The following is an 11,490-nucleotide window of genomic DNA, read 5'->3' on the forward strand; positions in this document are numbered from 1 at the left end:
AGAAAATAGGAGTTAATGATTTCTCCCCCCCCTGCTTCCCCTGCTTCCTCTACTCCCCCTATTCCCCTTGATGCCTACTTTTTCTTTCCCTTGACTCCATTACCATCTACAGAAGACTCTGTAGCGATGGCGGGGTCGTCCGCGTTTCCTTTACCGTTCCCCGGAAGTTCCAGACAATACCCTGCACCATAGACCGTTTTAATATATCGAGGATGACGGGGATCGGGTTCCATCTTGGTTCGCAGATGACGAATATGAACTCGGATGGTTTCGATATCGTCATCGGGATCATAACCCCAAACTTCTTTTAAAATTTCACTGGGAGCAACGGTTTGACCATGACGTTGCAGCAAGCAGTGTAACAGTTCAAATTCCAAATGGGTTAACTTGACGGTTTTCTCAAACCAAATCGCCTCAAACCGTTCGGGAACTAACGTTAAAGCACCGTAGCTGAGAATTTCGCTATGTTTAGCCGCTTGCGGAATGCGATCGGTTCGTCGTAAGAGCGCCCTGACCCGCGCTAACATTTCTTCTAACTCAAAGGGTTTGGTTAGATAATCATCCGCACCTGCATTAAACCCTTCCACTTTATTTTGGGTTTGTCCTAACGCCGTTAACATCAGAATCGGAATATCTGCCGTGCGTTCATCCCGACGTAAACGTTGGCAGATGGTAAACCCATCGACTTTAGGTAACATCAAATCCAAAATAATTAAGTCTGGCAACAGTTGCATTGCCAAAGCTTGTCCTTTTATACCATCTTCAGCTTGGCTAACTTCGTAGCCAGCCATTTCTAGGTTGATGGCTACCAGTTCCGCGATCGCAGGGTCATCATCTATGACTAATATCCGGGGCATCATTTACTCTAGTAATTTGGGCTACGGTCTTCACAGTGTATGTGAATTGGGTTCCATAATAGAATAGTAAAAAATTTTAAACTTTTGTTAGAGCATTATTGAGAATGTAAAGTTTGATGAACAAATAGCCAGCCCCATATCGGCAATTGTAAAAAGAAGTAACAAAAGGGACTCAAAAATGTCGTTGTTTAGGGTATGATGACATCAAAGAACTGTATCAGGATATACCCAGTTCTTTCCACCAAAAAGGAGCAATAGACTCATGGCTGTTGAAAAAGTAAATTCATCCTCCAGTCTGGCTGAAGTGATTGATCGGATTTTAGATAAAGGGATTGTCATTGACGCTTGGGTGCGTGTTTCCCTGGTTGGGATCGAACTTTTGGCTATTGAAGCGAGAATTGTAATCGCTTCTGTAGAAACCTATCTCAAATATGCAGAAGCCGTTGGTTTAACCTCACAGGCGGCTGTTCCTGCGGTCTAAGAATTCTGAAATTAGCAACGGGTATGGAACAAAAAAGCACCAAGATTTGCTAAGGTTATGGAAAATTGCTTGAGCGGGTCAGAGTTGTCAAGAGTAATCTTTTATAGGATTGATCCAGCTAGGATGTAAGTTCAACTAACCCGATTAAAGGCTCATACCCATTGCCCAATACGACACAATCCACCGATACGAGGGTTTGGAAATTATGGCTTTGAAAGACCAGTGGCAACAAGATCGCATCCAGCGCCAACAGACGGTTCAAGACCGTCAACAGCAGGTTCAAACGACATTAACTCTTTGGCAACAGGAACGGCAAAATCAAGCATTAGACGATCAAGCAATTCGACAAGAGTTTGTCACGAATTTGCAACAGCAAATTCACGGTTTATTAACGAATAACCAAGAAGAACGTTTGTTACTCGCCGAAGAACTGCAACAGCAACTCGAAGAGTTCATGCAGCAATTGTCCAAAGAGGTAGAGGAGTTTCTGCAACAAACCTCTGAGGAACGGTCTGAAATTGCAGCTGACCTGCATCAACGGTTATCGCAATTTCGAGAAGACCTGGGAAATACGGTGACAAGTTTGTTAGCAGACTATCAGCAACAGCGTTTTGACTTACGGGAACCTTTGCTTGAGGACTTAGCGTTATTTCGCCAAACCCTATCCCAATCGGTACAAAAGTATTTGGCGGAGTTAGACAGCCTGCACCAACAAATGGCAGAAGGGTTACAACAACAACTCCAACAAAGTCGGATACAAAGACAAGAGACCGTGAAGGCGTTATTTGAAGATTTGGGGCATTTTCGCGCCGAACTGAAAGACTATCATTTAAAACTCCAACATAGTATTTGGGGCGATTCTCGCCGGGAACCTAGCCCAGTTGTCACCCCTCCCCAATCGATTCCTCCCAAAACAGCTATCACTACCCCCCAACCTCCTCTCAGTTCAAAACCTCCTTTAAAAGCTAAGTCTCCCGCACCTAAACCCCAAACGCCCCCGCGTTCAGTTCAACCGCAACCCACCACTACCTCATTGCAACTTGAACCCGTCACTCTCGATCAACGGGTCTACAACTATATCCAAAGCCATGAGAATGGTGCTCGATTAGCGGAAATTGAACAAGCTCTGGGAATTAATCGGGTGCAGACTGTCGATGCGATTCGGATCTTATTACAACAGGGACGTATTTCTCAACGCGATCGCGTTTATATTCCTGTTAAAAAATAGTAAGGGCGAGGTTTCCTTACCCTCCCTAGTTTCTATTCTCTGTTCCCTGCGATAACATTTAATTAAGCCTGCCGATAACGTCTAAACTCGGCAGTGTTTTAGCTGTTAATTTAATTAAAAATATGACTACCGTGCTTCAAGCTCGTCCTAAAGGCTTTGTCAATACTCCAGCACTTGAAAAACTTACCATTCGAGGGTTGAGGTATCTTCATAGTGGGTTTTCTCTGCATTTACGAGGGCCAGCCGGAACCGGGAAAACGACTATAGCGATGCACTTAGCGGATTTATTAAACCGTCCCATTGTCTTAATTTTTGGCGATGACGAGCTCCAGTCTTCCGATTTAATTGGCAACCAACTTGGCTATACTCGCAAAAAAGTAGTCGATAACTTTATTCATAGTGTGGTTAAATTAGAAGATGAATTCCGACAAAATTGGGTTGATTCTCGTCTAACCCTAGCCTGTAAAGAAGGGTTTACCCTGGTTTATGATGAATTTAACCGTTCTCATCCCGAAGCAAATAACGTTTTACTCTCCGCTTTAGAGGAAAAATTATTAGTGCTTCCTCCTAGTAATAATAATTCAGAATATATTCGAGTTCATCCCCATTTTAGAGCCATTCTGACTTCAAACCCAGAGGAATACTGTGGAGTTCATGCAACTCAAGATGCGTTATTAGATCGGTTAATTACCATTGATATGCCAGAACCCGATGAGGAAACACAGCAAGAAATTTTAGTTCAAAAAATTGGCATTTCTTCAGAAGCTGCTCAAAAAATCATTAAATTAATCAAAATTTATTTAGAAATAACCACCCCAAAACAAGCCATTCAACCTGTCCAAGATGGGAAATATCTCCGTGCCCCTATTAATAAATTGTCAGGTTTAAGACCGGGATTAATGATTTCCAAAATCTGTCATGAACATGATATTGCTATTGAGGCAGACAGTCAAGATTTTATCGACGTTTGTGCGGATGTCTTATTATCTCGCACAGGTTTGCCATCAATAGAATCTCGCCGAAAATTAGAAAAAGTGATCAAAATTCTATTAACTGATGGTGACACTTCTGAGCAGAATTCTTTACTCCTGTTGGAAACACTATTAACGGACAACAATGACTTAGAAATTGAAGAAAAAGTTTATGAATATTTACAACAATCTACAGGGGCGCGGGTTTCAGAAATTGAAGTGGCGTTAGGATTAAATCGAGTCCAAACCACGAATGTATTGCGCTCTTTATTAAAACAAGGCTATCTTAAACAGCAGGATAATCGTTTTTTTGCTGTGCAGAAGGAGAATTAATTTAACTTATGAATTCACAGCAACCTCTCTCAAATTTGCAACGGGGTGTTTCCACATCTACCCAAGGATCAAGTTTAGCTGATATTTTAGAACGGGTATTAGATAAAGGCATTGTTATCGCCGGGGATATTTCCGTTTCCGTCGGTTCAACGGAACTTCTTAATATTAGAATTCGGTTGTTAATTGCTTCGGTGGATAAAGCCAGAGAAATTGGGATTAATTGGTGGGAAAGTGATCCCTATTTAAGCAGTCAGGCGAAAGTTTTAGCCGCCAGTAATCAACAATTATTAGAACAGGTGAAATTATTAGAGGAGGAAGTCAAAGCATTAAAAGCGTTAACAGCACAAAAACAACCCGAAGAAACGCAATAAAACGCAATAATATGAACTTTGGGTTATAAATTGCTTCCGATTTCATCTATTGTAGCCGAGGGGTGAACCTATGGTTTTAATCGGGATTAATGTTCAGGTTTTCTAATCCATTTTTCAATATTGTTTTGTTTTTCAAAAGATTGTCAGGAAATATTGAGATTTTATTGAAAATTACTCTCAAATAGTTGACGAATTGATAGGGGTTCTGGTAGAGTATAAAAAACAGCACCCAAGGGGTTATTCTGTCTATGGGTCAAAATTGAGGTTAAAACCCTGATGCCATCGTCAAATATATTGAATTGCTGACAGAATTATTGCTTGGCGATGCACGAGTTTTTGAGAGGGACAGTTCAACCCTAGAAAGGACTCTTGACAAAATCAATAACTTATGTATTGAGGGGAAATAGCGATCGCCTACGGTGGCGCGAAGCGCATGGCAATGACAAGGGAATGTTTAGGTTATCTCTGAAGGGAGTTATTTAATAATAAAATGGGGATAACTCTGCCCCGTGTCTAAACGGTATCCTCTACACCTAAGCTTTTGATTATTAATAGTTTTCTCGATAATTCTCTACTGAATTCGATATCTCTGTTTTGCCAAAGGTTTTGTGATCACGACGGATAAAACCGGATGGATTTCTGCCCTCGGCATCATTAAGAAATATTGAACAGTCCTTAAATTAATCTGAAAAATGCCCTAAAATTCAACAGGGCGAATCACAATGAGGAAAATTAAAGTATCTCAAATTTGTTAATTACTAATTTGTCATCAGTTGTTGACGATTTCCAGAAAAAAAACAGGCTGAAGGTTGAAAAACTGGTATATTTAAGCCTTTCAACAACAGCCCTGCGAATATATTAAACAACCTTGACCGTAAACCGAATCAAGATTGCTAACAACCAATACTCAACAGTTTAACGGAAAAAATTATGGGAAAACCGACTGGCTTTCTGGAATATGCCCGCGAACTTGCTGCGGAACTCGCCCCCCTAGATCGAGTTGGGAATTGGGATGAATTTCATCTCCCGATGGAGGATGACAAACTTCGCACCCAAGCCGCCCGGTGTATGGACTGTGGCACTCCCTTTTGCCATACAGGAACCATTATTAGTGGGATGGCTAGTGGTTGCCCCATCAATAACCTGATCCCCGAATGGAACGATTTAATTTATCGCGGACTGTGGAAAGAAGCCTTAGACCGTCTCCACAAAACTAATAATTTCCCTGAATTTACAGGTCGGGTTTGTCCAGCGCCTTGTGAGGGTTCCTGTGTTCTGGGCATTCATAACCCTCCGGTTACGATTAAAAATATTGAATGTTCAATTATTGATAAAGGCTGGGATGAAGGCTGGATCACCCCTGAACCTCCTAGCAAACGCACCGGAAAGAAAGTGGCGGTGATTGGTTCTGGCCCTGCGGGATTATGTGCGGCGGCGCAACTGAATAAAGCGGGTCATTGGGTCACGGTGTTTGAACGGGCTGACCGTCCGGGGGGATTATTAATGTATGGTATCCCTAACATGAAACTCGATAAAGAAAAAGTTGTCCTGCGACGGCTGAAGGTATTGGAAGACGAGGGCGTTAAGTTTATTTGCAATACCGAAGTTGGCAAGGACTTTCCCGCCGAAAACCTGTTAAAAGAATTTGATGCGGTGATCCTGTGTACCGGGGCGACCAAACCCCGTGATCTGCCTATTGAAGGGCGAGATCTCAAGGGGATTCATTTTGCAATGGAGTTCCTCACAGCTAATACTCAGGCTGTTTTAAATCAACAACCCGGAAGTGATTTCATCTCCGCCGAGGGGAAAGATGTGGTGATTATTGGAGGGGGAGATACGGGGACAGACTGTGTAGGTACTTCTATTCGTCACGGTTGCAATAGTGTGGTGCAGTTGGAAATTTTACCCAAACCTCCCTCTGAACGTGCCGCCAATAATCCCTGGCCGGAATGGCCGAAGGTTTATAAAATGGATTACGGTCAGGAAGAAGCCGCAGCGAAATTTGGGGCTGACCCCCGTGTTTATTTAACAACAGCCACGAAATTTGAAGGGGATGAAAATGGCAATGTGACAGCCATTCATACCGTTGAGGTGGAATGGGGGAAAAATGAGAAGGGTCAGTTTATTCCGCAGCACATTCCCGGCACGGAAAAGGTGATTCCGGCGCAATTAGTGTTATTAGCGATGGGATTTTTAGGGCCGGAACAACCGCTATTAGATGCTTTGGGTTTAGAACGGGATGCTCGGAGTAATGTTAAGGCTGAACAGGGTAAGTATGCTACCAGTATTCCGGGGGTGTTTGCGGCGGGTGATTGTCGTCGGGGTCAAAGCCTTGTGGTTTGGGCGTTTAATGAAGGTCGTGGCGCCGCCCGTGAATGTGATTTATATTTGATGGGACAGACGGATTTACCTTAATTTGTGATTAGAAATCCCTCCTTTTTTTGGGGGGATTTTTGACGGTTTGCGGGTGTTATTGGAGAGTTTGAAGAAATTAGCGATCGCCTTACTCTTTATGTTCTCCAGTTTTCTATGGTTAAATTGATAACGGTTTGGATGCGGGTAAAATCGCTATCAGATGTTACTAAGGTAAGATCATAACACCGAGTAATAGCAGCTATCCATAGATCATTTTCATCAAAACCTAATTCTGTAATTTTAGTTGTTTTTCGTTTCGTTTTTTGTTGGGGGCCAAATTCCTTGATTAAGGCTGCTTTAATCTGTCCATAGACTTTGGCTGTTTCTTCATCAATATAATACACTCTAATATCTTCAATAAATTGGTTGATCAAGCTTAAGTTCTGCTCTTTATTTTTAGAATTTTCTGCCATGTAAATTAGTTCACCTGCTGTAATAACTGAGGTAGCTATATTGGTTTCTCCTATTTGTTCTATGGTTTGGATAACAGTCTGGTTTTCTACGAGAATAAGGCTACAGTGATTGGTATCTAAAAGGTACATTATTCAAAAGGATTAATATGTTTATTGGCTAATACTTTTCCTCTAGTTTGATTTACGAAGTCAAGACAGTCCTCTAAGTCATCACCAACCCACTGGCCTGCGTGTCGTAATACCGATTGACCAGAAGCAGGTTTATAGGCAATTGTTTCTGACAATAGGGGATGAATATTTTGGTCATTCTCTTGTTGTTTAATAAATTCAACAAATTTAGCGATTGTCTTTAGGTTTTTAGGGGAAATTTGTAAAAGATTTTGCTCGATTTGCTTCCGCAGTTCAACAGTATTCATAATATTAATAGAGGATAATGGGTTGAATTTGAGTCTAGGATGATTCATCTTCATCAAATACAGGAGGCCATATCTCTGAAACAACTAATTCCCATCCAGGGAGGAGATCGCTTAGGGTTAAAATATCACCATTTCCTAATACAATAACAGACTGATTAGGGTAGTAAACTTCCAGTTGACAGGTATCGGGATCAATTAGAATTGCAACTTTAACCCCTTGTTGAATATAAACTTGAATTTTATCTCGTATTTTTTTCAGGCGATCGCTTTGAGATTTGACTTCAACGACTAAATCGGGAACCAGAGTGGCAAAATAGCGAACACTACGGGGAAGGCGATCACGCAAGACAAAAGACACATCCGGTGCTTTTAAGTCACTATTGGGTAAAATAAACCCCCCTGCGGAGTCAAAAACACGACCCAGGCGACGGGGTTTGACCCAATTACTGAGTTGACAAGCAAATTCTAAGGAAACTTCACTGGTAACGATATCTGATGGGCCCATCATGGTAATATTACCTTGTTCGATTTCAATTTGATAGTCCAAGCCAGCTTCATTCAGGACTGACTCAATGCGTTCTAGGTCTTTGACGGTCATTTCAGGCATGATGCAGAAGTCCAAATGGATTGTTATGACTGATTTGATGGAAAATGCGATCGCTCTTTTAATTTAACTCAAAACACTTTATTTTGTTAACTTTAAATTGTTGGGGAGAAAGCCCTGAAGGGCTTACTACGATTTGAAGGGGTTTTTAACTAAATTGGAATTATAATATCGGGTATCATGAGTGACTTCTTCTCCTATCCAGTCGGGTAGTTCAATAGTTTGATCTTCGGTTTCTAGTTCCACTTCGGCTAAAATTAATCCTTGATTTTCTCCCCAAAATTCGTCTACTTCCCAGATTAAATCCCCGATTAAAATTTTATATCGTGTTTTTTCAATGAAGGGGCGATCGCATAACGTTTCTAATAATTCTTGAGCATCCTCAACGGGTATTTTATACTCAAATTCTGCTCGTTTCATTCCCGTTGTTGACCCTTTAATGGTTAAATAGCCTTGTTCTCCAACAACACGGACGCGCACAGTTCGTCCCTTGTCGTTGCTAATATAGCCTTGACGATAGATTTCTGCAACCCCTAGCGATCGCCATTCATCCCCTTTAACTAAAAATTTCCGTTCAATTTCCGTTCCCATTTGCAATGATTAAAAAAATCAGTTATACCTATATTTTAGCACAAATTTTTGATCTTTCACGTTCTTTTATTTGGAGCCATAATGATTATTTTAGTGATGGGGGTTTCCGGTTCTGGGAAATCTACAATTGGTCAACTTTTGGCGGAGTCTTTGCAGTGGCAATTTCACGATGCTGATGAGTTTCACTCTCCTGAAAATATTGCTAAAATGAGCAAAAATATTCCCTTGGGGGATAGCGATCGATTGCCTTGGTTAATGCAGGTTCAAAAGGCAATTGATGACTGGTTAGAAACAAAAAAAAATGTGGTTTTAGCTTGTTCAGCGTTGAAAGATTCCTATCGTTTAATGTTATGGAGAGATTCTCAGCAAATGCGCTTAGTTTATTTAAAAGGGCCAGAAAAATTAATTCAACAACGCCTCCAAAGTCGGTATAATCATTTTATGTCGGCTAATCTTCTGGATACTCAATTAGACATTTTAGAAGAACCTAAAACGGCTTTATATGTTGATATTTCCGATTCCCCCTTAGAAATTATAGCTCAAATTCAAACCTATTTGCAGTTAAAACCTTAAGTTTAAATGATCCATGACTGAACAATTTAACGCCTCTTCATTTTCTCATCTTTCTCGTCGTTCTGTCCTCAAAGTTTTAGGGGTTGGTGCAGTAACAGGGGTATTAGGATATTCTCGATTTCATAAACCTGAACCTGCTATTTTCCAGCCGGATATTATTAATTTACCGCAATTTTTAGAGCAACCGAAGCACGTTGTTATTGTTGGAGGAGGATTAGCGGGATTAGCCTGTGGTTATGAACTTAGTCAACGGGGATTTAAAGTTACTGTATTAGAAAAGTCTCCCCAATTAGGCGGTAAAATTGCAAGTTGGGATATTCAAGTGGGGGATAAAACCTTTAAAATGGAGCATGGATTTCATGGGTTTTTCCCTCAATATTATAACTTAAATTCTTTAGTTAATCAACTTAAAATTAAAGATAATTTCATATCTTTAGAATCCTATGCGGTTGTTTTTAGGAATAACCAGTATCAACCCGAAATTTTTCGTCCTAGTCGGTCTGCTTTTCCTTGGAATATCGTTGATTTAGGCGTATCTTCTCCCAATCGTTTAAACTGGGGAATTAATCTCACCCATCTCAATCATTGGAAAGTATTTCGAGAGATTGGTGGGTTTAAAATTCCGAATAGTTATCAACGGTTAGATGATATTTCCGTTGCAGATTGGGTGCGTGAAGATTTCCCTCAAGGATTATATGATTTATATTTTCTTCCCTTTGCAAAATCCAGTTTAAATGCACCGGATAAACTGAGTGTGGGGGAACTAATGCAGTTTTTTCATTTCTATTTTTTTGGGAATCCTGAAGGGTTAGCATTTAATGGAACTCGTCAAGATATGGGTACTAGCTTAGTCCAACCTCTTGTTAATGCAATTCAGCAAAAAGGAGGAGAAGTTTTAACGGAAGTTACCGTTAGTAATTTTAACTGGAATCAAGGTCAAATTGACTCGATTACTTATTTTAAAGGGGATGAAATTAATACCGTTCCATTTTGGGTAAAATCTAATTCTCTGATATCATCTAAAGGGTTTGAATATTTCGGCAACGCTGATGATGTTTATGCCGTATCTCCCCAAAATAATACAGCTATTTCTTTACACTGTACCCATCAAGGTTGTACTGTAAAAATGGCAGAAGACGGATATTTTCACTGTCCTTGTCATGGTGCTGTTTTTAATCAAAAAGGTGAGGTGATTTCTGGGCCAGCACAACGAAATTTACCACAATATCAAGTGATTCAAAGACAGAATGACCAAGTGCAGTTAGTACAAGAAATCACCCAACCCCCCAAAAATTGGGGGGAGGAGGGAAACTTTAAACGAGGGGTAAGTAATCTTCAGGATAAGGGCTTATCTGACTCTTTATCTGTTATCTCTGCTACAAATTCTCCCCAAATGATTCAAGCGGATTATTATGTATTGGCGACGGATATTCCAGGGACACAGCAGTTATTTACTTTAATGACTGGGGATATTAATTTACAGGTTAAGCAACAAATTGAACAATTACAAGTTGCTGATCCTTTTGCGGTTTGTCGCTTTTGGTTTGATCGAGATTTCCCTTGGGAATATAGCTATTTTACCTCTTTATCCGGCTATAATTTAACCGATAGTATTACCCTTTATCATCGCATTCAAGATGAATATATTCAATGGCATCAAGAAACGGGAGGAAGTGTTGTTGAATTACACGCTTATTGTTATAAAGAAACTGAATTTCCGACTCAAGAAGCGTTATTAACGACGTTTGAACAAGAACTTTATGAAATTGTTCCCGAATTAAAATCCGCTACCCTATTGCATCGAGAATTAGTGAATCAGAAAAATTTTGCTGGATATCCCCCCGGAAGTTATGCTAATCGTCCGGTGACAAATTCTGGGGTTTCTAACTTAATGTTTGCGGGAGATTGGGTAAAAATGCCGTTTCCTTGTGGTTTAATGGAAAGAGCCATTAGTAGTGGTTTATTAGCCGCTAATGAGATTTTACATCAGGAAGGGTTGCAAAGGCGATCGCTTTTTTCCGTCACTCCAGAAGGCTTTCTAAAGATATAGTAAGTCTAAATCAGTTGTACAAATAGCTAAAAATCCCAATAGTCGTAGGGGCGAGGCGCGCCCATTGGTGTCAACTTAAGGAAAAGATTGGAGGCGATCGCAACGGCTAATGCGAGTTGAAGAGGGCGATGAGTAGTCGCCCTGGGGAGGTGGCAACTGGTTGTGTTAGTTTAAAGGGGCGATCGCA

12 protein-coding genes are annotated in these 11,490 nt (G+C 40.7%); 7 read left to right on the forward strand and 5 right to left on the reverse strand.

Annotated elements, in window-relative coordinates:
* Positions 1-74 precede the first annotated feature (74 nt).
* Positions 75-857 (reverse strand): response regulator transcription factor, encoded by a 783-nt coding sequence (locus tag IQ236_RS22960; protein ID WP_072717743.1) that lies wholly within the window; start codon positions 855-857, stop codon positions 75-77.
* Between the two features lie 262 nt (positions 858-1,119).
* On the opposite strand from IQ236_RS22960, the gene gvpA reads away from it, so the two are divergent.
* The 5 genes from gvpA to gltD all read left to right on the forward strand — a co-directional run bounded on the left by gvpA (position 1,120) and on the right by gltD (position 6,656).
* On the forward strand, positions 1,120-1,338 hold the full coding sequence (gvpA, locus tag IQ236_RS22965) for a gas vesicle structural protein GvpA (RefSeq protein ID WP_072717742.1): 219 nt from the start codon (positions 1,120-1,122) through the stop codon (positions 1,336-1,338).
* 205 nt (positions 1,339-1,543) lie between these two features.
* Positions 1,544-2,566 carry a gas vesicle protein GvpC gene (gvpC, locus tag IQ236_RS22970; protein WP_193871439.1) on the forward strand — a complete coding sequence of 341 codons (1,023 nt, stop codon included), beginning with the start codon at positions 1,544-1,546 and terminating at the stop codon, positions 2,564-2,566.
* Between the two features lie 122 nt (positions 2,567-2,688).
* Positions 2,689-3,870, forward strand: coding sequence for a gas vesicle protein GvpN (gene gvpN / locus IQ236_RS22975; RefSeq protein ID WP_193871440.1), 1,182 nt, complete (start codon positions 2,689-2,691; stop codon positions 3,868-3,870).
* Between the two features lie 8 nt (positions 3,871-3,878).
* Positions 3,879-4,241 (forward strand): gas vesicle protein, encoded by a 363-nt coding sequence (locus tag IQ236_RS22980; RefSeq protein ID WP_190522985.1) that lies wholly within the window; start codon positions 3,879-3,881, stop codon positions 4,239-4,241.
* A 930-nt stretch (positions 4,242-5,171) separates the two neighbouring features.
* Positions 5,172-6,656, forward strand: coding sequence for a glutamate synthase small subunit (gene gltD, locus IQ236_RS22985; protein ID WP_193871441.1), 1,485 nt, complete (start codon positions 5,172-5,174; stop codon positions 6,654-6,656).
* Between the two features lie 95 nt (positions 6,657-6,751).
* Here gltD and IQ236_RS22990 read toward each other — a convergent pair whose 3' ends face one another.
* The 4 genes from IQ236_RS22990 to IQ236_RS23005 form a co-directional block, all read right to left on the reverse strand.
* Positions 6,752-7,198: a type II toxin-antitoxin system VapC family toxin gene (locus tag IQ236_RS22990; RefSeq protein WP_193871442.1), complete on the reverse strand. Its 447-nt coding sequence runs from the start codon at positions 7,196-7,198 to the stop codon at positions 6,752-6,754.
* Positions 7,198-7,485, reverse strand: a complete 288-nt coding sequence (locus IQ236_RS22995) for a hypothetical protein (protein WP_193871443.1) — start codon at positions 7,483-7,485, stop codon at positions 7,198-7,200. The genes IQ236_RS22990 and IQ236_RS22995 overlap by 1 nt, the downstream gene beginning before the upstream one ends.
* 34 nt (positions 7,486-7,519) lie before the next feature.
* On the reverse strand, positions 7,520-8,092 hold the full coding sequence (locus IQ236_RS23000; RefSeq protein ID WP_193871444.1) for a Uma2 family endonuclease: 573 nt from the start codon (positions 8,090-8,092) through the stop codon (positions 7,520-7,522).
* A gap of 126 nt (positions 8,093-8,218) precedes the next feature.
* Positions 8,219-8,680, reverse strand: a complete 462-nt coding sequence (locus tag IQ236_RS23005; RefSeq protein WP_193871445.1) for a CYTH domain-containing protein — start codon at positions 8,678-8,680, stop codon at positions 8,219-8,221.
* Positions 8,681-8,761: 81 nt separating this feature from the next.
* On the opposite strand from IQ236_RS23005, the gene IQ236_RS23010 reads away from it, so the two are divergent.
* Both IQ236_RS23010 and IQ236_RS23015 read left to right on the forward strand, forming a co-directional pair.
* Positions 8,762-9,253 carry a gluconokinase gene (locus IQ236_RS23010; protein WP_193871446.1) on the forward strand — a complete coding sequence of 164 codons (492 nt, stop codon included), beginning with the start codon at positions 8,762-8,764 and terminating at the stop codon, positions 9,251-9,253.
* Positions 9,254-9,266: 13 nt separating this feature from the next.
* On the forward strand, positions 9,267-11,303 hold the full coding sequence (locus IQ236_RS23015) for an FAD-dependent oxidoreductase (protein WP_193871447.1): 2,037 nt from the start codon (positions 9,267-9,269) through the stop codon (positions 11,301-11,303).
* The last annotated feature ends 187 nt before the right edge of the window (positions 11,304-11,490 follow it).

Source organism: Planktothrix mougeotii LEGE 06226, assembly GCF_015207485.1.
Taxonomy (GTDB): Bacteria; Cyanobacteriota; Cyanobacteriia; order Cyanobacteriales; family Microcoleaceae; genus Planktothrix.

Coding starts and splice junctions, on each gene's coding strand:
- IQ236_RS23005 (WP_193871445.1), bottom strand. CDS start 8,680: ATGGGAACGGAAATTGAACGGAAATTTTTAGTTAAAGGGGATGAATGG.
- IQ236_RS23000 (WP_193871444.1), bottom strand. CDS start 8,092: ATGCCTGAAATGACCGTCAAAGACCTAGAACGCATTGAGTCAGTCCTG.
- gvpC (WP_193871439.1), top strand. CDS start 1,544: ATGGCTTTGAAAGACCAGTGGCAACAAGATCGCATCCAGCGCCAACAG.
- IQ236_RS22990 (WP_193871442.1), bottom strand. CDS start 7,198: ATGTACCTTTTAGATACCAATCACTGTAGCCTTATTCTCGTAGAAAAC.
- IQ236_RS22995 (WP_193871443.1), bottom strand. CDS start 7,485: ATGAATACTGTTGAACTGCGGAAGCAAATCGAGCAAAATCTTTTACAA.
- IQ236_RS23015 (WP_193871447.1), top strand. CDS start 9,267: ATGACTGAACAATTTAACGCCTCTTCATTTTCTCATCTTTCTCGTCGT.
- gvpA (WP_072717742.1), top strand. CDS start 1,120: ATGGCTGTTGAAAAAGTAAATTCATCCTCCAGTCTGGCTGAAGTGATT.
- gltD (WP_193871441.1), top strand. CDS start 5,172: ATGGGAAAACCGACTGGCTTTCTGGAATATGCCCGCGAACTTGCTGCG.
- IQ236_RS23010 (WP_193871446.1), top strand. CDS start 8,762: ATGATTATTTTAGTGATGGGGGTTTCCGGTTCTGGGAAATCTACAATT.
- gvpN (WP_193871440.1), top strand. CDS start 2,689: ATGACTACCGTGCTTCAAGCTCGTCCTAAAGGCTTTGTCAATACTCCA.
- IQ236_RS22980 (WP_190522985.1), top strand. CDS start 3,879: ATGAATTCACAGCAACCTCTCTCAAATTTGCAACGGGGTGTTTCCACA.
- IQ236_RS22960 (WP_072717743.1), bottom strand. CDS start 857: ATGCCCCGGATATTAGTCATAGATGATGACCCTGCGATCGCGGAACTG.